The organism is Pseudomonas sp. NBRC 111138 (assembly GCF_001320835.1).
Classification (GTDB): Bacteria; Pseudomonadota; Gammaproteobacteria; order Pseudomonadales; family Pseudomonadaceae; genus Aquipseudomonas; species Aquipseudomonas paracarnis.
In genome coordinates this window covers 25,459-49,158 of the sequence record NZ_BCBO01000045.1, presented here as the reverse complement: position 1 = coordinate 49,158, position 23,700 = coordinate 25,459, and the positions used below count along the sequence as shown (strand labels likewise).

The 23,700-nt window shown below is 58.5% G+C and carries 17 protein-coding genes; 3 read left to right on the top strand and 14 right to left on the bottom strand.

Annotated features, from left to right (window positions below; all coding sequences use genetic code 11):
- The first annotated feature begins 345 nt into the window (after positions 1-345).
- Both APH41_RS08610 and APH41_RS08605 read left to right on the top strand, forming a co-directional pair.
- The gene (locus tag APH41_RS08610; protein WP_054918476.1) at positions 346-2,061 is read left to right on the top strand and encodes a ShlB/FhaC/HecB family hemolysin secretion/activation protein; all 1,716 of its coding nucleotides are present in this window, start codon (positions 346-348) and stop codon (positions 2,059-2,061) included.
- 120 nt (positions 2,062-2,181) lie between these two features.
- Entirely contained in the window at positions 2,182-7,137 is a 4,956-nt protein-coding gene (locus APH41_RS08605) for a hemagglutinin repeat-containing protein (protein WP_054918474.1), read from the top strand.
- A gap of 143 nt (positions 7,138-7,280) precedes the next feature.
- Here the strand turns inward: APH41_RS08605 and APH41_RS08600 are convergent, their stop codons facing one another.
- The 11 genes from APH41_RS08600 to APH41_RS08550 form a co-directional block, all read right to left on the bottom strand.
- Positions 7,281-7,748, bottom strand: coding sequence for an SRPBCC family protein (locus tag APH41_RS08600; protein ID WP_054918472.1), 468 nt, complete (start codon positions 7,746-7,748; stop codon positions 7,281-7,283).
- Positions 7,749-7,769: 21 nt separating this feature from the next.
- Positions 7,770-11,246 (bottom strand): amino acid adenylation domain-containing protein, encoded by a 3,477-nt coding sequence (locus APH41_RS08595; RefSeq protein ID WP_054918470.1) that lies wholly within the window; start codon positions 11,244-11,246, stop codon positions 7,770-7,772.
- 12 nt (positions 11,247-11,258) lie between these two features.
- A complete protein-coding gene (locus APH41_RS08590) occupies positions 11,259-12,188 on the bottom strand; it encodes a diiron oxygenase (RefSeq protein ID WP_054918469.1) in 930 nt (309 codons plus the stop codon).
- 24 nt (positions 12,189-12,212) lie between these two features.
- Complete coding sequence (locus APH41_RS08585) at positions 12,213-12,560, bottom strand: DUF4437 domain-containing protein (protein WP_054918467.1); 348 nt, start codon at positions 12,558-12,560, stop codon at positions 12,213-12,215.
- Positions 12,557-13,333, bottom strand: coding sequence for a DUF3050 domain-containing protein (locus APH41_RS08580; RefSeq protein WP_054898387.1), 777 nt, complete (start codon positions 13,331-13,333; stop codon positions 12,557-12,559). Before APH41_RS08580 ends, APH41_RS08585 begins: the two co-directional genes overlap by 4 nt.
- A gap of 461 nt (positions 13,334-13,794) precedes the next feature.
- Positions 13,795-15,339, bottom strand: a complete 1,545-nt coding sequence (locus APH41_RS08575; RefSeq protein WP_054918466.1) for an MDR family MFS transporter — start codon at positions 15,337-15,339, stop codon at positions 13,795-13,797.
- On the bottom strand, positions 15,332-16,504 hold the full coding sequence (locus APH41_RS08570) for an HlyD family secretion protein (protein WP_054918464.1): 1,173 nt from the start codon (positions 16,502-16,504) through the stop codon (positions 15,332-15,334). The genes APH41_RS08575 and APH41_RS08570 overlap by 8 nt, the downstream gene beginning before the upstream one ends.
- Positions 16,501-18,003, bottom strand: coding sequence for an efflux transporter outer membrane subunit (locus APH41_RS08565; RefSeq protein ID WP_054918459.1), 1,503 nt, complete (start codon positions 18,001-18,003; stop codon positions 16,501-16,503). The genes APH41_RS08570 and APH41_RS08565 overlap by 4 nt, the downstream gene beginning before the upstream one ends.
- A 210-nt stretch (positions 18,004-18,213) precedes the next feature.
- Entirely contained in the window at positions 18,214-18,954 is a 741-nt protein-coding gene (locus APH41_RS08560) for a helix-turn-helix domain-containing protein (protein ID WP_054899116.1), read from the bottom strand.
- A gap of 1 nt (position 18,955) precedes the next feature.
- The gene (gene leuA, locus APH41_RS08555) at positions 18,956-20,650 is read right to left on the bottom strand and encodes a 2-isopropylmalate synthase (RefSeq protein WP_034128567.1); all 1,695 of its coding nucleotides are present in this window, start codon (positions 20,648-20,650) and stop codon (positions 18,956-18,958) included.
- A 442-nt stretch (positions 20,651-21,092) separates the two neighbouring features.
- Positions 21,093-21,794: a transposase gene (locus tag APH41_RS08550; protein ID WP_054918456.1), complete on the bottom strand. Its 702-nt coding sequence runs from the start codon at positions 21,792-21,794 to the stop codon at positions 21,093-21,095.
- A 48-nt stretch (positions 21,795-21,842) separates the two neighbouring features.
- Between APH41_RS08550 and APH41_RS29635 the strand changes: the two genes are divergently transcribed.
- Positions 21,843-22,046 (top strand): DUF6124 family protein, encoded by a 204-nt coding sequence (locus APH41_RS29635; protein WP_371262619.1) that lies wholly within the window; start codon positions 21,843-21,845, stop codon positions 22,044-22,046.
- A 235-nt stretch (positions 22,047-22,281) separates the two neighbouring features.
- On the opposite strand, the gene APH41_RS08545 is transcribed toward APH41_RS29635, so the two are convergent.
- The 3 genes from APH41_RS08545 to APH41_RS29025 all read right to left on the bottom strand — a co-directional run bounded on the left by APH41_RS08545 (position 22,282) and on the right by APH41_RS29025 (position 23,560).
- The gene (locus tag APH41_RS08545; protein ID WP_054918452.1) at positions 22,282-22,677 is read right to left on the bottom strand and encodes a hypothetical protein; all 396 of its coding nucleotides are present in this window, start codon (positions 22,675-22,677) and stop codon (positions 22,282-22,284) included.
- 250 nt (positions 22,678-22,927) lie between these two features.
- Complete coding sequence (locus tag APH41_RS08540; RefSeq protein ID WP_054918449.1) at positions 22,928-23,407, bottom strand: hypothetical protein; 480 nt, start codon at positions 23,405-23,407, stop codon at positions 22,928-22,930.
- A gap of 3 nt (positions 23,408-23,410) precedes the next feature.
- A complete protein-coding gene (locus APH41_RS29025; RefSeq protein WP_164919369.1) occupies positions 23,411-23,560 on the bottom strand; it encodes a hypothetical protein in 150 nt (49 codons plus the stop codon).
- Positions 23,561-23,700: the final 140 nt, after the last annotated feature.

Below are 23,700 nucleotides of genomic sequence, written 5' to 3'. Positions count from 1 at the left end.
TACAGAATATCCAATGGATTCAAAAGCCTAATCTGGCAACCGGGCAAGGTACTCAGTTCCTCGCCGCGGCACGCCGATTAGGTGAAGCCCAGACAACAATCAAAACCGCGCCGCCCCCTCCCGCCTCCTGAAAAATCAGGATTTTTGGGCTGAGACGCCCATTCGCGCACTAAATTTGTGCATTTGAGCACTGCATCACACGATTTTTCTTACAGAATGTGCAATAAATCCTACGGCGATGTAACAAACCGTTCAGCACTCACTCAAGTGGGGCAAGTCTGCGCTGAGTTCAAGGTTTAGCTCGTGCGGTGTGGATCGTGTGTATTTCTACGTTAAGGATGTCGAGTGCCAAATCAGCTCTCAACCGGACACTTGAGTTGTACCCGGAACCTGGGCATTGCCCTGCTCTGCCTGTGGGCGCTGCCCGTGGCTGGCGCCGAGGCGCCGCAGCCAGGCCAGGAAGCCCTGCGCTTGCAACAGCAACAGCAACGCGACCTGCAGCAATTACAATTGGAGCAGCGCCAACGCCAGATGCAACGTGGCAGTTTCGGTACGCCAGCGGCCACACCGGCCTTGCCAACAGACATCGCCAAGGACGAACGCTGCTGGCCCTTGAGCGGTACGCGCCTGGCCGGGGTCACGCTGTTCAGCCGTGCCGAGTTGGACAAACACATCGAGCCCTACGTGGCGCCTTGCATGGGCGTCACCCAGATCAACCGCCTGCTGGCCGAGATTACGCGGCTGTATGTCGAGGCCGGTTATATCGCCAGCCGCCCCTACCTGATCAGCGCGCCCGCCGCCGGGCAACCGCTGGATATTCACGTCGAAGAAGGCTACCTGGAGGCCATCGAACTGGCCGACCAGAGCCTGCCGGTGTCATTGGGTGGGGCATTCCCCGGGATGCTCGGCAAGCCACTGAACCTGCGAGATCTGGAGCAGGGCCTGGACCAGCTCAACCGCCTGCGCTCGGTGGACCTCACGGCCGACATCGCCCCAGGCAGCACCGCGGGCGCGTCGCGCATCATCCTGCGCTCGCGCAGCAGTGCCTCGCGCTGGGCCCTGGGCCTGGGGGTGGATAACCTCGGCAGCGCCGGCACCGGGCGTGATCGCAATGCGATCAACTTGAGCCTGGACAGCCCGCTGCAAATCAACGACTCGCTCAACCTGAGCTTCAGCGACACGCTCAACCATGGGCCGCGCTACAGCCGCAGCCACAGCCTGTTCTACTCGATCCCCTACGGTTACTGGACCTACAGCCTGTTCGCCAGCCATGCCGAATACCGCTCGCCGTTCAAACTCAGCCGCACCACGTTTTACAACAGTGGCCGCACCGATCAGGTCAGCCTGCGTAGCGACCGTGTGTTGTGGCGCGACCAGGGCCACCAACTCAGCGCCAACCTGCAACTGGCCTACAAAGACGTCGACAGCTACCTACAGAAGGTACACCTGGACATCCAAAGCCCCACGCTGACCGTAGCCGAAGCGGGCATGAACCTGTTCTGGCTCAACAGCGCGGTGTGGAACCTGGACGTCAATTACGCCCAGGGCCTGACCTGGTTCGGCGCCGATCGCGATGCCGACCAGGTGCAGAAAAACCGGCCCAAGGCGCAGTTTCAAAAGTACCGCGCCAACCTCACCCAATGGCGCAACGGCCAATGGGCAGCGCAGCCATGGCAGTGGCAGAGCCAGTTGTCGGTGCAGTACAGCCCGGATGCGTTGCCCGCCATCGAACAGTTGCTGATCACCGACGACTCGGCCGTGCGCGGCTACCGCGAAAACAGTAGTTCCGGTGCCATTGGCGCGGTCTGGCGCAACACCTTGCGCCTGCCGCTCAACACTGACTTGCCGGTGAAGCTCACCCCGCGCCTGGGCCTGGACAACGGCTGGGTCAAGCACGAACACGGCGCCCAGAGCCAACGCCTGAGCGGCGCCAGCGCGGGGCTCAACCTGAGCTGGAAGAACGTACAGCTCGACATCGACTACCAACGCAACCTCAACACCCCCACAGGTTTTCGCCAGGAGCCGGAGGTCTGGCTGACGCGCCTTAGCGTGCAGATATGAGTGTGCAACGATGAGCCAATACCTGTTTTTAGCCTGAGTCACCGCCGTACCTGACCACCCCAGCAGCGTTGCAACGAACAACGCGCGTCGTGGATCAGCCAACACAGAGCGAGATTATTTATGCCGACTACTTCACACAGCTTCCACCTTTCACCCCAGGGCAAACTGCGCTGGGCCATCGCCAGCCTGTTCCTGCTGCCGCAGCTCGCGCTCGCCGCAGGCTTGACCGTCGTCGAAGGCCCTGGCGGTACGCCGCAGCTGCAAAACCAGGGCGGCGTACCCATCGTCAACATCGTCGCGCCGAACGCCGGTGGCCTGTCCCATAACCAGTTCCTGGATTACAACGTCGACCGCCAGGGCCTGGTGTTGAACAATGCCTTGCAAGCTGGCCAGTCCCAACTTGCCGGGCAACTGGCGGCCAACCCGCAGTTCCAGGGCCAGGCGGCGAGCGTGATCCTCAACGAAGTGATCAGCCGCAACGCCTCGACCCTCAACGGCGCCCAGGAGATTTTCGGCCAGGCGGCCGATTACGTGCTGGCCAACCCTAACGGTATTTCGGTGAATGGCGGCAGTTTCATCAACACGCCCAATGCCAACCTGGTGGTGGGCCGCCCTGAACTCAACGACGGCAAGCTGCAAGCCTTGAGCACCCGCGATGCCAACGGCCAACTGACAGTGCAAGGCCAGGGCCTGCACAACCGCGAAGGGTCCATCAACCTGATCGCGCCGCGCATCGACAGCGAAGGTCGCCTCAGTGCCCGCGATCAATTGAACCTCACCGTCGGCAGCAACCAGGTCGATTTCGCCAGCGGGCAGGTACGCCAGGTGGACCCGGCCAGCAAGACCCAGGACCAACGCATCGACGCGCGCCTGTTCGGCGCCATGCAGGCCGGGCGCATCAACATCATCAGCACCGCCGAAGGCGCCGGTGTGCGCGTGGGCGGCGTGCAGGTGCAAGGCACTGACGGGGTGAAGATCAGTTCGGCCGGCGACCTTGATATCAGCGGCCAGGTGCGCGCCGACAGCCTCGACGCCACTCGCGCTGGCGTGCACAGCCGCCAGGGCGATATCGACTTGCACAGCGCCAAGGACCTGAACCTGGCCGCCACCGACGTCAGCGGGCGCAACGTCAAACTCGACGCCAGCCGCAACCTGACCCTCAGCAGCCTGGAAAGCCGCAAGTTCCAGGAAAAGCGTGAACAGTGGAACAACAGCAACTTCCTGTTCACCTACGAAACCTACGACCGCACCACCACCGACAAAGACTCGCGCCAGCACGGCAACAAGGTTGTGGCGCAACAGGATGCGACGCTGTCTTCCGGTGCCAACACCGAGATCAAAGCCAGCCATGTGGAAGCGGGCAACACTCTGCGCGTCGACAGCGGTGCCAACCTGCACGTTAACGCCGCCACCGAAACCCATGAAACCCGCGACCAGGGCAACCATCGCAAGCACCTGTGGAAAGCCAACTGGGATAAATCCAGCAGCGAACAACGCAGCATCACCAGCAGCCTCAAGGCCGGAAAGACACTGGAGCTGACCAGCCAACAGAAGCTGCAATTGCAAGGCGCCGAGCTGAAAACCCCCGGCGATATCCAACTGGCCGCCCGGCACGTGGAAATCGCCAGCGCCAGCCGTACCCAGAGCAGCAGCGACAATGCCTACTCCGGCGACCTCACCGGTGGCAGCTTCTTCGGCAAGCAAGGCGACGGTAACCAGGGCAAGACGTCGAACACTGGTAGCAAGGTCAACGCCGACGGCAAGCTGATCGTCAAGGCCGACGACGTGCGCATCAGCGGCAGCCAGGCCCGAGGCGGCAAACAGGCCAGCGTCATCAGCGACAAAGGCTCGCTGGTGATCGACGGCGTCCAGGACACCTCCCACGACAACCGCTACAGCAATGACAGCAAGTTCTTCGGTATCTCCAAGGACGAAAGCCGCAAGAACCTCAAGGACAGCACCGTGGTTGCCAGCAACCTGCGCTCGGACAGCAACCTCAAGCTGGAAAGTGCCAAGGACATCACCGTCAGTGGCTCCCAGGTGTCCGCCGCGGGTGAACTGCAAGCGGATGCCAAGGGCGATATCAAGGTAGTTGCCGCCGAGAACACCACCCACGACACCACTCGCACCCATAGCCGTGGCTTCGATGGCTACGCCAAGGAAACCGAGGGTGTCAGCCGCCAGTACCGTGCGGGCCTGAGTTATGAAGACCAGCAGCAAACCCGCCAGACCGACACCACGCAACAACAGGCTTCCAGCCTTAAAGGCGCCAGTGTGGCGGTTAACGCCGCAGGCGATGTCAGCATCACCGGGTCCAACCTCCAGGCCACCGAAGGCGATGCGAGCCTGAGCGGCAAAAACGTCGAGCTGTTGGCCGCCCACGACAAGCGCACCGAAGCCGTCGACAAAACCGCCACCGGCGGCAGTTTCTACTACACCGGCGGCATTGATCGGGCAGGCAGTGGCGCTCAGTTCAGCCACCAAAGCAGCCAAGACACCGCTGAAAAAACCACTGCGCAAACCAGCACCGTGGCCGCGGCCGGCAAGCTGACCATCAACGCTGGCAACACCTTCACCAGCGAGGGTGCACAGGCCAAGGCCGGCGCCGGGCTGCAGGTCAACGCTGGCCAGATCGACAACCAGGCGGCCCATTCCACCGAGACCAGCACCCACAAGGAAAACGGCTGGACCGCCGATGTTGGCGCCAATGTGGAATACAAAGGCATTACCCGCCCGATCGAAAAAGCCGTCGAGGGCGTGGCCCAGGCCAAGTTCCATCAGCCCGGTTTGCTGGATGCATTCGAGCAACCCAATGTCGGCCTGGATGTGGAAGTCGGGCACACGAACAAAACCGGCACAACGCAGGACAGCACCGCCGTGGTCAGCCAGTTCAGTGGCGCCACGGTGCAGGTCAATGCGGCCAGCACCTTGCAGGACGAGGGCACCCAGTACCGCGCCACCGAGGGCGGGCTGAACATCAAGGCGGGCGAGCACGTTGCTACCGCAGCGGCCAACACCCACAGCAGCAGCGAGCAAGGCGTGGACGCCAAGGCTGGCGTGCGAGTCTATACCACCACCGGTGAAGACCTGAATGTGCGCGGCAGTGGCCTGGGCGGCAGCAGCGATGTGCGCGAGTCCAGCAGCACGGCGGTGGTCGGCAGCTATGTGGCCAGCCAAGGCGTGAGCATCGACGCCAAGGGCGATGCCCGTTATGAAGGCAGCCAGTTCGACGGCGGCCAGGCCGGGGTCAACCTCAAGACCGGCGGTGAGCTGGCGCTCAACCAGGCCACCAACACCCAGAGTAAAAACAGCAGCACGCTGCGCGGCAACGGCTCACTGACGGTGGGCACCGCGCCCGGCGCCAATGGCAGCAACGTCAACCTCGGTGCCGGCGTGCAGTTGGATAACAAGCGCCTGGACACCCAGGACAGCCAGGCCCAGGTCGCAACCATCCAGGGCAGCGGCCCCGTCAAGCTCAGCAGCGGCGCTGACATGACCCTGCAAGGCACGCAGATCGGCAGCACGGGCGCGAAGGCTGGCGATATCAGCCTCAATGCCGGCGGCAAGCTAAACCTGCAAGCCGCCACCGGTAGCCACGTCAGCAACGGCAGCAACCTGGGCGGCGGCCTGACCCTCGGCGCCGGCAAGACCAGCAGCGCCGAAAGCAGCAGCAAGACCGGCAGCCTCAGCGCCAATTTCAATATTGGCAAAGTGGCGGAAAACGACCAGAGCGCCGTCGTCGGGCAATTGCACAGCAGCGGCAAGGTCAGCCTCGCCAGCGGCGCTGATGCAACCGATGCCATCCACTTGCAGGGCACTCAGGTCAGCGCAGCCAGCGTTAGCCTGGATGCGCAAAACGGCGGCATCCTGCAAGAGTCTGCGCAATCGACCCAGGCCCATGGTAACTGGGGCGTGACCCTGGGCGCAGGGGGCAGCGTCGGCCAAACCACCCTGGCCGACGCCGGTGAACATGAGACACCCAAGACCCAGCGCGGCATCAATGCGCGGGCCAAGGTCGATGTGGATCACTTGCAAGGTACCACCCAGCACAACAGCCTGATCACGGCGGGTGACGTCACCCTCAACAGTGCCGGCGATACCCATCTGGCCGGAGCGCGTGTCGACGCCGACAAGGTGCATGGCGCGGTGGGCGGCGACCTCGTCGTCGAAAGCCGCAAGGACCAGGTCAACAGCACTCAGGTGAATGTCGACGCCAGGCTGGATGTCGAAAAAAACCAGCCGGGGGTGGTGGATAAGCTGGCCAAAGCCAGCGGCCCATTGAAGGACAAGGTACAAGCCAAGGCTGAAGGCGCGTTCGACAAGCATCGCGACAAGCTGGAGAACGTCGTCGACAAAGGCACCGGGCACCTGGCTTCGGCCAAGGACAGCGTGGTCAACAGCGTGGTCAATGCCAAGGAACGCTTGGGCGAAAAACTCACTCGCAGTGGCAGCTACGATGTGAACCCGGAACCCCGTGGCGCCTTCGGTACCCGCGTGGACAAGGCCAAGGCATACCTGGCAGACAAGACCGATGCCCTGGGCACGCGCTTGTCTGGCTTCAAGGATAAGGTCTGGCCAAAAACCAGCGACAGCTACACCGTCAGTGGCAAAGACACCACCGGCAGCAAGGTGGCCAATACCGCCGAAAGCGTGTTGTTCGGCGACAAGAGCGGCAACACCAGCTACACCCCGACCCTGTATCTGGATGTCAGCCATGTGGCCAAGGACAGCGTCACCCAGGCGTCAGGCATTCGCGCGAGCCACGGCGTCAACCTGCAGGTCAAGGGTGATACCCAGCTTACGGGCGCGCGGATCAGTGCGCCCAATGGCAAGGTTGAGCTGGGTGGCTCCAAGGTGACGGCAACCACACTGGCCGGCAGCGACTACCGCGCCGATGTCGGGCTGAACGTTTCGAAGTCACCGGTCAACCTGGCCCTGGGTGCCAAGGACGAACTGACCCAGAAACACGACGACGCCACACGCAATGACCAAGCCTTCAACCTGGGCCCGCTGCGAGCGGGTGGGCACAGTGAAAGCCAGGCCTTGCAGGCGGGGATTGATCAAGCCATCAACTAACGCTTAAAACAGCAGAACGCTTCTGTGGCGAGGGAGCTTGCTCCCGATGGACTGCGCAGCAGTCCTATTCTCAGGGTCGCTTCGCGCCCCAACGGGAGCAAGCTCCCTCGCCACGGAATCAGCCACTGCCTGCTCTTCCTATGTCAGTTGAAGAGCGCCTGTACGTTCTTCATCGCGTCATCGGCAAAGCCTTGCAGGAAAGCTTCGAACGCCGGTACGTCTTCCTTACCGCCCGTGTAGGGCTGGCCAATGATGGTCCAGGTCGCCAGGCTCTGGTTCGGGCCTTGTGGCACCACCTCCATCAGCGCCCACAGGTTACCGATGTTCAGCGAGGTGTAGATCAGCGACCAGGTCATGGTCATGGCTTGATCGTCATGGCTGTTGAGTTGCTCAATCACGACATTGCCGTCCTTGAACAGCTTCTTGCGTACCGAGCGCACGCCCTCGCCCGTCATCTCGATATGGGACAAGGCCGGAATAAACTTCGTGAAACCGGCGAAATCTCCGACGACATTCCACACACTGCGAGCATCGCCATTCACGCTGACGCTGGCGACGACAGGGTTGCCGACTGGATTACGGACCAGGGTATCGGGTTCAAAATGTTGCATGGGTAAGCTCCTTTTTTTTGCTCAGATGAAATCGATTTGCTTGAGGTAGTCACAGCCTTTTTGCAGCAACTCACTGTTCTTGGCTGGGTAGTCTTCGCCCATGCTCTGGATTCCTGAGAGTGCATTGCGGTACTCGATCATCGAGATATCGCCAATGTCTTCTTCAAACCCATTGAGGTAAAAACCGACCACGCCGAACAACGCGTTATCACTGTCGATGGCCGACAGGCGTTGCTGCCATTGTGTCACCGGGACCATCTGGAAATCGTGACCGGCCGCGCGGAACGCCTCCAGATAGTGAGCCCATGTCAAAGGCAGCGGGTTGTGCAAGTTGAACACCGCTTTGGTGCGGTTATGACGGCTGGCGTGAAACGCAATGAAGCGTGCGAGGAAGTCCACCGGCATCAGGTCGAAGTTGAGCGCCAGTTCGGGCACTTGCTTAAGCTGCAAGGAGCCTTTGAGCATCAGCATCAAACGGTTCTGATGAGGCTGGCACACACCGGTTCGCGTATTGAACGCGATGTTTCCAGGGCGATAGAGATTGACCCACACCCCCGACTCACTGGCGTTCCACAAGATGCGCTCAGCCACCCATTTGGAGAGGTTGTAACCATTGCGGATGTAGATGGGCGGCGTGAAGGCAGGCGGTTCTTCCAATACCCGGCCCTGCTCGTCCACCGTGCTGGATGCCGACAGGGTGGAAATGAAGTTGAAAATTTTCTTGCTGCGCCCTTCACACAATTGCAGGCATTCCAGCACCGGCGTGACGTTGTCCTTGACCAGCGACTCGTAGTCGAGCACGTGGTTGACGTTGGCCGCGTTGTAGATCAACACGCCGTATTCACGATCCAGCCATTCATAGTCCTGCTCGGACAACCCCAGGCGCGGCTTGCTGATATCCGCCGCCAGGACCTTGACCCGGCTCAGGTCCAGATGTTCGAGGCGGTTCTGGATCAGCGCATCCTCGAAGCGCTCTTGCGCGCTCATGCCGCCGGACTCGCGCACCAGGCACGCCACTTCGGTGCTGCCCAGTTCCAGCAGGGCCTCGACGATATGCACACCCAGGAACCCGTTGGAGCCGGTCACGATGACTTTATGTACGTTGCCCAATCGACTGATGGGCAGTACCTCCAGCTCAGGCCGGATCATGGCGTCTTGCAGCGCCTGCGGACTGACCGTAGCAGTGGCCTCGACGTCCTGGTCAATCAGGTTGGCGAGGTTGACCAAGGTGGGTTGCTCAATAAAACGGTTGATCGAGACTCCTTTGCCGAACGCCTCGCGAATCCCCATGAGCATCTGCGACAACAGGATCGAATGGCCACCCAGATTGAAGAAACTGTCATCTACGGAAATGTCCGGCCCAGGCAAGTCGAGCAGCCTGGACCACAGCTCCAGCAACTGCGCCTGGGTGGCGTTCTGGGGAGCCAGGCGCGGCCCTTGCGTCTTGTAGTTGACCGGCAGGTCTCTCAGGGCCTTGCGGTCGACCTTGCCATTGGCCGTGGCCGGCAACCGGTCCAGCAGGCAATAGGCGCTGGGGCGCATGTAGTCGGGCAAATGTTTGAGCGCATAGGCCTGCAACTGCTCACTGGCCGCCTGGCCCTCGCCCTCTTGAGGCTGGGAGAAAAACGTCAGGATGCGGCGCTGGTGATCGATGACCACCGCCAGTTGCCGGAACAACTGGCTCGATTGCAGCAGGTGTTCGATCTCTTCCGGCTCCACCCGAAAACCGCGGATCTTCACCTGGTTATCCAGGCGCCCGATGATCTGGATGCCCTCCTCGGTCCAACGCGCCAGGTCACCGGTACGGTAGAGGCGCACCCACTGGCCATCGGGCAACTCGTGCAGCCGATAGCGTTCGGCCGTCATTTGCAAGGCGCCCAGGTAACCGGCGCCTACCCCTGGCCCGGCGATGTGGATTTCACCGCTGTCATTTTCGCCTACCGGTTGGCCGTGCTCATCCAGCAGGTAAATCGCGGTATTGGCAATCGGTACGCCCAGGTTGCGATTGTTGTCCCCCCGTTGGAAGGTACGGCAGGTGGCGAGCACCGTGGTCTCGGTGGGGCCATAGATGTTGTGCAGTGCACAGTGGCCCATCAGTTTTTCGATCACGTGGGGTTCGCACACATCGCCGCCCGTCACCAAATGCTGCATGCCGTACAGCGATTCAAGCTGGATGATGCTGAGCAAAGCCGGCGGCAAAAAGGCGTGGGTGACCTGCTCCCGTTGGATCAATTCAGCAAGCGCCACCGGGTCGCGGCGCTGGTCTTCGGTGGGCACGATCAACTCGCCACCCTGGATCAGCGTCGGGAAGATATCCAGCAGCGATGCATCGAAATTGATGGTCGAGAACTGCAGGGCACGGCTATGGCGGTCCAGTTCCACATAACGGGCATACCACGCACAGAAGTGGCTCAAGTTGTCGACTGTGAGCAACACGCCTTTGGGTTGGCCGGTGGTACCGGACGTGTAGATCGCCACGCAGGGTGCCGAACCGTCCAGCGCTACGCGCAACAGGCTCTGATCCGGGGCCAGGGCGACACGGCTGTAGCCCTTGGCGCCGTGGTGGAAGAAGTCCAGATGGCCAATATCCAGGGTAGCCAGGCCCGGTAGCGGGTTGTCTGCCTCGGTGTCCTGGATCAGCAGGCTGGCACCGGCATGCTTGAGGATGGCCGCACGGCGTTCGACAGGATGGTTCGGGTCCAACGGCAGGTACACCGCACCGCAACCAATCACCGCCAGGATCGCTGCATAGAGCGCAGTGCCTTTGGGCAACGAGATGCCGACCACCGTCAACCCTGGGGTCGAGGTTTCAAGCAAGGGTTGCAAGCGTTCCTGGATCGCAACGCTATAAGCGTGCAGTTGCGCATAGGACATACCCCGCCCTTGCACTTTCAGGGCGTTGCGCTCGGCGTTGGCCAACAGGCTATCGGCCAAGCGCTGCACAAAGGGGCGCCTGGCCTCCTCCAGAATGCCGGTATTAGCGCTCGCATTGTGGCGATGACGCCAGGCCAGGCCATCCAACAGGGTCAGGCTCGACAAGCGATCAATCGCCTGCACCGGCTCACGGGGCGCCTCAAGATAGTCAGCACTGCGTGAGAAACGCCCGATGTGCACACTGGCCATCTCTACCACTTGCGCTATCGCTTCACGTGCCCGGTCGGCACCGTTGCCGGCGAGGGGGGCGCTGACTTCACGACGCCCCAGCAGCATCCAATCGCCATCGCCAGGACGCCACAGGCAGTCCACCCGCAGTGGCGCGAGAACATCACTGTCATCGTCAGCCTGCGCCCGCAAAGATAGGCGATGACACGACGGATAGTGCGGGAGTTGCGCCGTGCTAGCGTCGTCTATCAGCACGTCCGGCGCCGATAACTGGCAAAGCTCAATGGCGTTATCGCTGGTCAACAAGCGGGCGGTGTGCCCCATCTGTTCCAACTCTTGCGTAAGGCAGGCGAGCGCATGGCTGCGCCCGCACAAAACGATATCAAGATGTCTCATCGAAGTTGTCCTCTAGCGCAGATAATCGGCGAGCGCTTCCTGCATGCAGGGAGCGTCGAGCAGGCCGCTGTGTTTGAAGAATCGGACGATGTTGCCTACCAGCGGGTGAGACGGCGTGATCGGAAAACTCATGCCTTCGACCTCTTCACGCAACGCCGCCTTGACGCTGGGGTTCACCGGCAGTTGCTCGATCAGCGCGAAATCAAACCCCTGCTGGATCTCGTTGGTCAGGTACTCACCCAAGAACACCGGCATGATCGAGGCCAGCACACGTTTGTCCTCTTCGCTCGCGGTATTCCAGTAAATGCGCGTCAACTTGGCCCAAAAGCCCGAATGTCGACCCTCATCCGCCAAGTGGTCGGCCATCAACCCCTTGACCGATGCCTTGACCGAGTCGTCGCGGGCAAACGCGGCAACATCGTTGGTCAGGGTGTTTTCCGCAATGGCCACGCAGATCAGCTCGACAGCAGCCTTGAGGTGCGCGGGCGCCATGGCCAATGCCTTGGGGATAGAACGGCTGAGCTCGATTTCCGCTGGCAAGGTGATGGGTTCGATGCCCGTCAACTCGATGGTCTGTTGCATGTAGTCCATCGCCACTAGCGCGTGATAGTCCTCATCGACGACCACGGTCATCGCGTCGTAACGGCACGCAAACGGAAAGCGGATAGCGAAGTTATCTTTCGCAATGCTCCTGGCGGTCTTGTCGACAATTTCGGTTTCGAAAATCACCACATCATTAATGAACTTATACAAGCTCTGAACGAGAACAAAATGCTGTAAGTGACTACACTCCTGCATAAAGGTTGCGCTCATGACCAATGGTTGACGACTGGCCGGAAATATTAACTTTTCGTCATCTTCCAAGCGTCGTCTCGGGCGCGTCCGAATAGTCGCCCTTTCCTCCCACGACTCGGAAAACGATTGATATGCTTCAGCTCTCATGACTACTTCCTTTATTCATGATACTCAGTAGTAGTGCACTTCAAACAACAGGCATCCGTCTTTCGAATTAAACGGCCCGTGCTCCGTGTGTGCGACCCTGAAGAAGTAACTACCGTCGCGGTAAGTTTTCTCCGGGCGCCCCTCACTGGCCTGCTCTGTCTGGTCGCCTTCAATCAAATACACTTCTTCGTGATAATCATGGGTATAGATTTCACGGGTGCCGCCCCCAGGGTGAAAACGTACCAGACGTGTACGCACTCCAGTTTTCGTAACAGGGTCCAATGTGTCTTTGAAGACGGTCAGCGTGATACCGCGTTCAGAGGTCACCTCAAACCATTGGGCCTGGTCGGCCTCGATCACTTCGAAGTTCATGCCACGCACTCACTGACCGTTTCGCCCATGGCCACGCGCAGGTTGTCCCACAACGCCAGGCGGCTTTGTACCGCCGCGATAGCCGATACGTAGACCTCTTCCTGACGCTGCGCATCGCCATTGACCAGGCGCGCCAACAGGCTTTCTGCCGCCGGGCCGTGGTCTTCCGAGTCGACTTCGATGTGGCGCTGCAGGTAATAGCGAAAGGTTGGCGCGTCGTCTGCGGTGATATCCCAATCGTCCAGAATGCGCTGGAACATCTGCGGGATGACACTTTCACGGCCATGCAAAAACGCAGCAGCCACACTGTGGGTGGAAGCGTTGATGGCGGTTTCGATGGTGTCAGTGACGAAAGCCGACGCTGCCAGGCCTGCACCGCAACGGCTCAAGGCCGTTTTCAGATCGACGCCTTCGCGCATCAGTTTGACAAAGTGTTCGATCTTGTCGGTGCTGGCGCCGACTTCGCGCATGGCATGCAGGTAGAGTTCGAAGTGGCTGTAGTGACCGCCTTGCAAGTTCTGGTCGGACTCTTCGCCCAGGATGATTTCGTTGATCAGGTGCGCGGCCGCCGGGTCCACGGGAGGCAGCCAAGGCAGGCGAGTACAGGTGAGGTCCTGTTGCAGGCGCTTGGCCAGGGACATGAAATCCCACACCGCAAACACATGGGTTTCCATAAAGGCGCGCAGGACCGGCAGCGAATTGATTTCAGCAAAGATCCGATGATTGCCCAGCTCTACTTTCTTGGCGTTCAACAGCGTCTTTTTATCTTCCATGTTGCGCTCCTTATCAGGCTTTAGTTAACGCTGACCACTCGAGAGATACCCGCTTACCTTTTTTCAGGCATAAGCAGGCCTGCCTCGCCGTTCTTGGCCAGTGCTAGAGTCTTATTCAATTAAGTTGTACGGTTATGCTTCCGTGACCCGAAGGTCAGCCGTCGAAGCAAGACGAAACTTAGAGGAAGTTCATGATGATCAGCAAGTGTTTTTTGGAAAATTAATACAATTTATTTCCAAGTTGTAAAACCCACAAAAACAGAAGCCCGACCGAAGTTAATAAAATCAACTTCGCCAGGCAATAGTTGGCTAACACCCCTCAAGGGAGTGCAAACAAACTGTATGGAATTGCTAAGTTAGCAATTAACTAGTCTATGAACGCGGCCATTCGCCTTTTTACCATTCAAGTTCCCTCTTACCGCTGATAAGCGCCCGCGTATTACCTGCGGGCAGTAATGAGTTCAGTTCTTTGCTGATTGGCGCAATGCCAGGGCCGCGACCCCGCACAAGATCAAAGCAATACAGGACACATAGAACGCATCGCTGTAGGCCATCAGGTACGCCTCACGACGCACGGTGTGGATCAAGCCCTCAAGGACCTGCTGTTGAGCGGGTAATAGCTGGTTGAAGATAAAAGCCTCGCTGTCGGCCATGCTGGCGCGCAGGCGCTCCTGAAAGGCCGGGGAAAACAGGGTGATCGACTCCCCTACCCGCTCAGAGTGAAAGCGCTCGCGCATGGCCACGATCTGCGTCAGGCCCGCCGTGCCCACGGCACCACCCAAGTTACGCAGCATGGAAAACAAGGCCGAGGCCGAGCCGGCTTCATCTTTGGCCAGGCCAGACACCGCCAGCACGGAAAGCGCCACCATGATCAGCGGCTGCCCGATGCCCCGTACCACGGTGGACGGAATAATCACGTTGGCGGCGCTGTCCACGTCCAGGTGCGCGCCGAGATAGCACCCCAGGGCCATGATGAAAAAGCCACTGGCAACCATCAGTTTCGGGTTGAGCCACTTCATCAGGCGCGGCATGAACGGCGCCAGTACCAGTTGCACCATGCCGTAGGCGATCAGGCTGATGCCAATCTCCCGGGCGTTGTAGCCCTGCAACTGAGACAGGTAATTGGGCACCAGGAACACCAGGCCGAAGGTGGCCGCGCCAAAGATGAACATCGCTGCGCTGGCCACGCCGAAGTTGTAGCTCTTGAGCAGGCGCAGGTTGATGAAGGAGCGACTGCCATACAACTGCGACAGCACGAAGTACACCAAGGCAACGCCGGCAATCAGTGACATCCATACAATGAAATCGGAGCCGAACCAGTCCTTGCGGCCACCTTCTTCCAGCACGATCTGCAAGCCACCCAGGCCGACGATCATGGCGATGATCCCGCCCCAGTCGCCGCGCTTGAGCAGGCTCAACTGCATGGGCTTGGCATCGATCGACCATGCCACCGCCAACAGCAAGAGAATGCCGGGGGCCAGTTGCAGGTAGAAGATCCAGCGCCAGGAATAGGCATCGGTCAGCCAGCCGCCAATGGACGGCCCGGCGGCCTGGGCGACGCTGTTGGACAACGCGAACAGCGCCATGCCCATCGCGATCTTGCTGGGCGGCAGTTCAGTGATGATCAGCTGGAATGACAAGGGAATCAGCACTGCGCCGGCAGCGCCCTGGATTACCCGAATGATGATCATCACTTCCAGGTTGGGCGCCCAGGAGCAGGCAATGGACGCCACCAAAAATACAAACGAGCCCACGAGCATCACACGTCGCAGAGAGAACACCTGCACCAACCAGGCGGTCAGCGGGATCATCACGATTTCCGCGACCAGGTAGGCGGTGGAGATCCACGAGCCTTCCTCGAACGTCGCGCCCAGGGAGCCTTCGATCTCCGGCAGCGCGGCGCTGGTCACGTGCACGTTCATGCCGGCCATGAAACAGCCGAACAGCCCCCCGATCACCGCCACCCAGGCGCGAAAGGAGACGCTCTTTTCAGCCGCTTCAGTCATGTGCAGCGCCCTGCTCAGCTGGGCGGGTGTCCACCGTGGTGATCACCGACATGCCCGGCAGGATGGGCCCGCCTTCGTCATGCTCATCAATGACGATCTTGACTGGAAAGCGTTGCACGATCTTGGTGAAGTTGCCGGTAGCGTTGTCCGACGGCAACAGTGCGAACACCGCCCCGGAGCCTGGCGAGAAGCTCACCACATGGCCTTTGAGCTTGCGCCCCGAATAACTGTCGACGCTGATATCCACCGGTTGGCCGGCACGCATATCGCGCAATTGAGTTTCTTTGTAGTTGGCCACGACGTAAGCCTGCTGCAAAGGCACCACCGCCAGCAGTGGCAACCCTGGCGCGACGTATTGGCGGGTACGGACTTTGCGCTGCCCCACCACGCCGTCGATGGGTGAGCGGATCAAGGTGTCCTCCAACGCATGCGTCGCCAGGTTCAACTGCGCCTCGGCCTGGCTGCGCCGGGCTATCTGCTGCTGGAGCGAAGCCTGAGCCAGTTGACGGCGGGTGGTGGCCACGGTCAAGCGGGTTTCCTGCTGGCGTTGCATCGCCTTGGCAATTTCCACCGCAGCATTGGCCTGGGTGTAACTGGCGGCGGCCGTTTCCAGACGCTGCGTGCTGGCAGCATGTTCGCGCACCAAGCCTTCGTAGCGACGCTGGTCAAGGCTTGCGCGGCGTAACTCAGCGGCCACACTGCGAGCATGGGCCTCAGCCTGGGCAACCCCGGCCTTTTGCTGGGCGATCAGGCTGTCAGTGACTGTCAAGTTGGCCTCTTGCGCTGCCACCGAGGCCTGGGTCTCGGCCAGTTCTGCGCGGGCTTGTGCCAAGCGGGCCTGGTAGTCACGGTCCTCGATGCGTACCAGCACATCCCCTGCCTTGACCGGCTGATCATCCTCTACTATCACCTCGGCCACGTAGCCTGAGACTTTCGGGCTGATGGGGATCCAGTCGGCCCGCACATACGCATCATCGGTCTGCTCCAGATAGCGGCCGACGGTCATCCAGTACACGCCGAACACCACCGCCGCGATCAACAACCCGGCGCCGCCCAGCAGGATCAGGTTTCTTTTGCGCCGTTGCTTACGCGCATGCATAAGTTGCTCGAGCACATTCTCCTGCTCGTCCTGGACAGCAGTTTTTTCATCAACGGCGATATTCATGGCTGGGTACCGGAAGAAGGGATAGACGCGTGGGTGGGCGCAGCGGCCGGGGTATCGACGGCGCCGGACTGCCAACCGCCACCAAGGGCACGGAATAGGCCGATCTGGCGTTGCAGTAACTGGCCATCGGCGTCGGCGCGCGTGGCCTGCAAGCGGATCAGTTCACGCTCACTGTCCAGCACGTCGAGAAAGTCGATAGAACCGGCGTCGTAGTTGAATTGGGCCAACTTGTAGGCTTGGCGGCTGCTGTCCAGCGCCCGGCTCAAGGCCGCGTGGCGCTGCCGTTCGCCGTCGTACAACGCCAGGGCCTGGCGCACCTCCTTGAGGGCCTTGAGGACGCTGGCCTCGAACTGCGCGACCTCCACCTGCTCGAGTGCCCGTGCCTGCTTGACCCGCGCGCGGTTGGCCTGCCAATTAGGGAACTGCCAGGTAATCAGTGGGCCGATGCCGAACATCACCGCACTGCTGTCCCCCAGCTCATGGGGTTTGTTGGCCGAGGAGGACACTGAAGCGCCGAAGGTCACCTTGGGGTACAGGTCGGCCTGGACGATATCCACTTGCAGCGTGGCCGCCTGCAACGCGCGCTCGGCCTGACGTATGTCGGGGCGGCGCGCCAATAGTTGCCAGCCATCACCCACCGGCAACTCGGCATTGAGTTGGGGCACCACTTCACACGTTGCGGCGCCAGAGCCTTGGTCCAGTTCAGCGACGCCGGTCAGCATGGCCAATTCGTAGAGCGCGGCTTGTCGACGCGCCTCCAACATCGGCAGCAACGCCTGGGTTTCGCCTTGCAGGGCTTGCATGCGGCTGTATTCAAGGTCTGTCACCACACCGGCCTGGCGCTGGCGATCGGTCAACGCCAGGCTATGCCCGACCACGTCCAACGAATGGCGCTGTACCTTGGCACGCGCCCCCAGGGCGCAGGCATTCACATAGGCGCGAGTGGTTTGCGCCACGACCGTGATGCGCAGCAAGTCCTCGGCATCCTGCGCCGCTGCGGTTTGCACTTGGGCACGTTCAATGGTGCGCTGAACCTGGCCCCACACATCCACTTGATAAGCCAGCTCGAAGCCTGGGTTGAATGCCCACTCTGACGGCGCATCGCTATCGGTGGCCTTGGCCAGCGTCTGGTCATCGGCCGTCTTGCCATAAGCGGCCCCCAGCGACGCCTGGGTGGACGGCCAGCGCTCGGCATCGGCCTGCTGGATCCCGGCCAGCATCGCTTGCACATGGGCCTGGGCCGCCGCCAGGTCGCGGTTGTGCAGCAACGCCTGTTGCACCAGCGCATCGAGTTGCGGATCGTTATACAACTGCCACCAGCGCTCAGGTAACGCTTGGTCCGAGACACCTTGGGGCAGGTGGCTCAGGGCATTGATGCGTTCCGGATGTGGCTGTGCCGGTGTATGGGCGACCCAGGACGAACAACCCGCCAACAACGCCACCGCCATGCCAAGCAGCGAAAGACGGCAATGCCGTGGGAAAAGAGAAGGCGAACCCATCGAAGAAATCCAGAATGCCAAGTAGAGACGCAGGGTAAGAGAGCAACCGCTTGCGCATCTCCCGAGTTCCAGACAACCATCGTTTCGATTGGGACAATGTGCCGGCGCGCCCTCTGCGCCGCAGGCTCCATACACCAGGCACAGGTAAACATGGCCCTGCCTGGAGGCGGGGCCATGTTCAAAAGGAGGTGGTGCTATCGCCAGTCAGATTCAGACCAAGCGACAGTTACTCGGGGTGTAGCCCATGGTGCGTTTGAACATCGCGGTAAATGCACTCGGACTCTGATAACCATGCTCCAATGCCACTTCAAGGATGGAGGCACCACTGGCCAGCCGCTGCATGCTGAGCAGCAGCCGCGTGCGCTTGCGCCACTCGCCGTAACTCATGCCCAACTCTTTCTGGAACAGCCGAGCCAAGGTGCGTGAACTCATATTGAGTTGCACCGCCCAACTCTCCAGTTTCGACTCCTGAGAAGGGTTGTCGATAAAGTCCGCACACAGAGACTTGAGCCTCGGCTCGTCCGGTATCGGCACGTGAGCCAGCACCCTTTGCGCACGGTCAAGTTCCGAGAAAATCAGCTCGACAATCTGTACATGCCGCAACGACGCCGGGTGGCTGTCAGGCTCATCGCCGGCGGCCACAATCAGCTCGCGCAGCAAGGGTGAAACCCTGATGACCTCGCACTCCTCCGTCAAACGACGGTGCGCTCCCGGTGAGATCAACAAAGTGCGCATGCGCACTTCGCCGGTCATGCGGATCTGATGTTCCAAACCTGAAGGCACCCACAGGGCATGCCCGGAAGGTACCACCCAGGTGGTCTCCTCCACCGACACAAGCATCACGCCGTTGATGGCGTAGACCAGTTGGCCTTCGTCATGTCGATGCGAGGCCACGATGTCACCGTGGCCATAATTACCGGCAAGTGCCGCCAATGCGGTATGCGCGTTCATCTCAGGACGGCACCGCAGCATTCACCACGCTGAGCAGGCCCAGGCGCGATGCACGATTGACCGCACTGGTGACCGCTTCGAGGGAAGCGAGCAGGCTACTGCCATCGCGAGCGGCGCCGAACAGCAACTGGTTGCCCACGCGAATTTCCACATAGGCCAACGCCTCAGCCTGGGCACCGTCACGGGTGGCATGTTCGTGGTAATCGGCGATATCAAAATGAATGCCACGCTGGGCAAACGCATCGACCAGCGCCGCAAGCGGGCCGTTGCCCTCGCCACTCAAGTCGATGCGCTGTGTACCTTGTTCAAGGGTGGCCTCCAGGTAAGTCACATCGCCCTCGCTCACCAGTTTGGGGGCTCGTAACGCGTAAGGCTTGCCCTGCTCCAGGTAATGCCGGGTGAAGCAGGCAAGGATCATCTCGCCACTGATTTCCTGGCCGGAGCCATCGGCTTCCTGTTGTACCAGGCTGCTGAACTCCATCTGCAAGCGACGCGGCATCACAATGCCGTGCTGCTCCAACAGATAGGCCACGCCCCCCTTGCCCGACTGGCTGTTCACGCGAATCACCGCTTCATAGCTACGGCCCATATCGGCAGGATCGATAGGCAGATACGGCACTTCCCACATGCCCTGCGGATTGGCCTGGCGCGCCGCAAAGCCTTTCTTGATCGCGTCCTGATGCGAGCCGGAGAACGCGGTAAACACCAACTCACCGGCGTAAGGGTGACGAGGATGGGTCGGCAACTGATTGCAGAACTCCACCTCACGCTGGACGTGCAGGATGTCGGAGAAATCCAACTGCGGATCGATGCCGCTGGTGTAGAGGTTCATCGCCAACGTGAGGATATCGACGTTGCCGGTACGCTCACCGTTACCGAACAACGTGCCCTCGACACGCTCGGCACCGGCCAGGCACGCCTGCTCCGCGGTGGAAACTCCAGTGCCCCGATCATTGTGCGGATGCACGCTGATGACCACACTGTCACGGCGACTGAAGTGCCGGCAGAACCATTCGATCTGGTCGGCGAAGACATTGGCGGTAGACACCTCCACGGTGGTGGGCAGATTCAGGATCATCTTGTTGCTCGGGGTCGGCCCGAACGTATCCGTCACCGCTTCACACACCTGCAATGCAAAATCCAGCTCGGTGAAGCAAAAGGTTTCCGGGGAGTACTGGAACGTCCACTGCGTATCGGGGTTCGCGTCCATGTGCTGCTTGATCTCTCGTGTTGCCTGGGTAGCAATCTCGATGCAGCCCGCCTTGTCCACATTGAAGACAACATCCCGAAACACAGGCGCCGTCGCATTGTAAACATGCACGATGGCGCGAGGCGCGCCCTTCAACGCCTCAAACGTGCGCGCGATGAGGTGGCTGCGCGCCTGGGTCATGACCTGAATCGTCACATCATCAGGAATCGAACCGCTTTCAATCAGCTCACGGACATAGTCAAAGTCGGTCTGCGAAGCGGCAGGAAAGCCCACCTCGATCTGCTTGAAACCGACCTTCACCAGCAAATCGAAGAAACGCCGCTTGCGCTCGGCATTCATCGGCTCGATCAAAGCCTGGTTGCCATCACGCATATCCACACTGCACCAGGTGGGAGCGGCAGCCTGGACAGTGCTGGGCCATGTGCGATCCGGCAGGTTAACCGTGGTGAAGTGGCGATATTTGCGGGAAGGGTCCTTGAGCATCATGGCGTTTCTCCTTTTTCAGCAGTTTGTTTGTGTCAGACACACCACCGGCAATGCCGACTGATTGGATCCAATACTAAACGAACATAGTTTGATACAAATTGCGTTGTTGAGTTTGCGGAATGAAAAAATCCAAAGAAAAATCCAAAAAGCTCAAAAAAACCGAAAAAATATTGCGCAAAGAAATAAAAGCCAACAATCAAAGACCGGAAGTCAGGAGTTACCGGCAAAATCAGTAAAAAAGAACCTATCGCTTGGATGAACGGGCTGAGGGAGCCAGGGAAAACATTTCTGACGGGCAAAAAAAACCCGAGAACCTTACCTGTGTAAGGCTCTCGGGTTTTCTGAACACACTTGATTGGATACCTGTAGGTTACGTTCAGGACGAGCAAAAAGCGACCAAAAAGGGCGACCAAAAAGGGGACGGACCAAAAAGGGGACAGATTTATTTACCACCATCCAACCTCGGCCGCCCTTGCCCTCGGCGCTCAATACGAACGCCTGCAATCCTCTCAACTTCTTCAATGAAACGAGCAGTTCCGGTAAGCTGCCCCCGTTGCAACGCCTCACGAATAATTTTCGTCTCATCACTCGAAACGGACTGCTTCACAAATACCTTATAATTTTCGCGGCGCTTCAGCGTTGTATCTCCCAATATGGAAAAACAAGCATCAACATCAAGCCAGTCACTATCAGGCACCAGCCCTGTGCGGGCACTGTAACTTGACCATGGATAATCCGCCGCGTCAGCTACCATGCATGCACGAACCGGATTTAATTCAATGTACCTGCAGCAAGCTAGCAAGTAAGCCTCCGTTTGCACCACGCTTGATTTATACCGTCCCTCCCATAATGTACCTGTCCGCCCTTCTAACCTGTTTCGATACCGAGTGGCCCGAGCCGCGAGCGCCTTCATTAACTGCCCTAGCCCTGCAACCGAGTTACCCGGAGAAACCAGCAAATGGACATGATTAGTCATCAAACAGTAGGCGTATATTTTTATGCCAAATGCGTCCTTAAGCTCTCGAAGGTCTCTCACGTAGCGCTGGTAGTCCTCCTCGGCAGCAAAGATCACCTGGCGGTTGTGACCACGCTGTACAACATGATGAGGATAGTTGGGCAAAACGACACGTCCCACTCTGGGCATAGGTAACCTCCTTCCTTAGAGAATTACAGCCTAGCAAATGGGGAAAAAATAAATCTGTCCCCTTTTTTCTCAGTCCCCTTTTTTCTCAATGCGAGTGAGCTTTTGGCTTCGGCATCAGCAATGGCGAATGAACAGGCGTTTTCCTCAAACGGATCACAGCGACTTCAAACCTTCGGGTTGGCCCAGCTGATCGAAAGCGCGCACCTTCTAGTAAACGATGCTCTGAAAAAAACGAGTCCAGTAACCCTCTGATTTTTAATGGAGAAAAATAGATGAGGATAGGTTACGCAGTTTTATTCGAAATATCGTGGCCTACCCCATCTATCACTTATATTTAAACAATTGAATACTTACAAAAAAATGGTGCCTTATAGACATCCATTTTGGCTAACTATAAAGCTAGCAGGTACCAAAAAATAAAACCACGTTATTAAACAGCAAACCGCCAATAGAGCAATCAAATAAATCTGCCCCTTTTCCACTCCAACTAGACTGAAAATTTTTTTGAGTAACGCTCTTCTAATCTTTCAGCAGACCTTAGAACGCCATCCCCATCATCAGGAAAGAAAGCAGAATAAACATCTGCTGCAATTTTCATCAGGGAAACGTAGTCAGGCACTGGGATACTTGAAGTTTCCACTTCGCCCAAAAAGAAACTAACCTTATTGAAACTTTCTGGATCGTCCCAGTCCTGATCAAGGGCGTAAAAAAAACCTTCACTCACAGAGAAGCCAAATCCCTGCGAAGCGTCATAGATGAACGCTGGAAAATTAGTCCTTCCCCTCGCCATAGAAGCCTCTATCAATTCGTAAAGATCTTCATAGTCCAGACCAGTTGAAGCAAATGACTCCTTGAACCTCTTAAGCCAAGCCAAGCTATCCATTAGTTTGTCCTCGGGGGCATAGTGATAAAGGAATTTGTTATTTCTCCTGTCTTGCTATTACGTGTCACTTGGAAGTGATAGCCATCAACTTTAATACTAGCTTCTCTCAACGCTGGGTTGGTTTTAAACAAAGACTCGGCTTGGACTGCCGCTCGACTAGACATATCAGCCACCCTGCTATCCGGCAGAACCTTTGGATCGTAAGTCGTTTTCGTGGATGTAGGCTTATACTCACCCATTTTGCCACCTGTCAGCGAAAACGCGTAACCAGAGGGCCTAACATTTCGCCAGTAAAGTACCGAGTTCCTAAGTCTTTAGCAGGCTCCATCCCTCCGTAATACTCCTTCATACGAACTCTATCAGAAATCTCTTTCAGATATTTCTGCAGTAGAAGCATAACTTTATCAACATCATTAAAAACAGAATCGTCAAAACACAGCTCTACGTCAACACCGCCCCCACATTTTACAACTCTAAGTAATACAAAAAAATCGGAGGAAGCAGATACAATATCAAAACCATACAACTTAGCAGACACACAAACATCACCTTCAAAACGACAAAGCTCCGCAACCATACTTTGATCAAGGCCCAAGCAACTCGCAATACCGAGCACTTCTGAAGCTGTCACATCGTCGACGCGCTCCGAATGACTCTCCAAATCCTTCAGAAGAATAATAATATCGTCTTCAACCACACCACCTAGAACAACCTCATATAACTCTTTCATAAATTAGTCGACAAACCCTTTAAATGCCCCATCTAAATTCAACCGTATGCCACGCCCGTCGCCAAGACGTTTCTCTATAAATGGAATTCCTTTTTCTGTTGTCACCGACTTAAACTCGCCGGGAGCACGTATTATTTCACGTAACTGCTTCATAGCCTGCTCGTTCCAAGTAGCCATAGACCCTGTAGTCTTACCCCAAATATCAGGATTTCTACCCGCGTGCTTCGATAGTGCATGACCGATAACGGTGGAACCTTTGTAAGGTAATTGAACGAAAAAAAATGGACAGATTT

Excerpts from the sequence above, each read along its gene's own strand:
- APH41_RS08575 (WP_054918466.1), bottom strand. The coding sequence starts at position 15,339 with ATGACTGAAGCGGCTGAAAAGAGCGTCTCCTTTCGCGCCTGGGTGGCG.
- APH41_RS08570 (WP_054918464.1), bottom strand. The coding sequence starts at position 16,504 with ATGAATATCGCCGTTGATGAAAAAACTGCTGTCCAGGACGAGCAGGAG.
- APH41_RS08565 (WP_054918459.1), bottom strand. The coding sequence starts at position 18,003 with ATGGGTTCGCCTTCTCTTTTCCCACGGCATTGCCGTCTTTCGCTGCTT.
- APH41_RS08580 (WP_054898387.1), bottom strand. The coding sequence starts at position 13,333 with ATGGAAGATAAAAAGACGCTGTTGAACGCCAAGAAAGTAGAGCTGGGC.
- APH41_RS08595 (WP_054918470.1), bottom strand. The coding sequence starts at position 11,246 with ATGAGACATCTTGATATCGTTTTGTGCGGGCGCAGCCATGCGCTCGCC.
- APH41_RS08550 (WP_054918456.1), bottom strand. The coding sequence starts at position 21,794 with ATGCCCAGAGTGGGACGTGTCGTTTTGCCCAACTATCCTCATCATGTT.
- APH41_RS08600 (WP_054918472.1), bottom strand. The coding sequence starts at position 7,748 with ATGCAACATTTTGAACCCGATACCCTGGTCCGTAATCCAGTCGGCAAC.
- APH41_RS08545 (WP_054918452.1), bottom strand. The coding sequence starts at position 22,677 with ATGGATAGCTTGGCTTGGCTTAAGAGGTTCAAGGAGTCATTTGCTTCA.
- APH41_RS08540 (WP_054918449.1), bottom strand. The coding sequence starts at position 23,407 with ATGAAAGAGTTATATGAGGTTGTTCTAGGTGGTGTGGTTGAAGACGAT.
- APH41_RS08585 (WP_054918467.1), bottom strand. The coding sequence starts at position 12,560 with ATGAACTTCGAAGTGATCGAGGCCGACCAGGCCCAATGGTTTGAGGTG.
- APH41_RS29025 (WP_164919369.1), bottom strand. The coding sequence starts at position 23,560 with ATGAAGCAGTTACGTGAAATAATACGTGCTCCCGGCGAGTTTAAGTCG.
- APH41_RS08560 (WP_054899116.1), bottom strand. The coding sequence starts at position 18,954 with ATGAACGCGCATACCGCATTGGCGGCACTTGCCGGTAATTATGGCCAC.
- APH41_RS08605 (WP_054918474.1), top strand. The coding sequence starts at position 2,182 with ATGCCGACTACTTCACACAGCTTCCACCTTTCACCCCAGGGCAAACTG.
- leuA (WP_034128567.1), bottom strand. The coding sequence starts at position 20,650 with ATGATGCTCAAGGACCCTTCCCGCAAATATCGCCACTTCACCACGGTT.
- APH41_RS08590 (WP_054918469.1), bottom strand. The coding sequence starts at position 12,188 with ATGAGAGCTGAAGCATATCAATCGTTTTCCGAGTCGTGGGAGGAAAGG.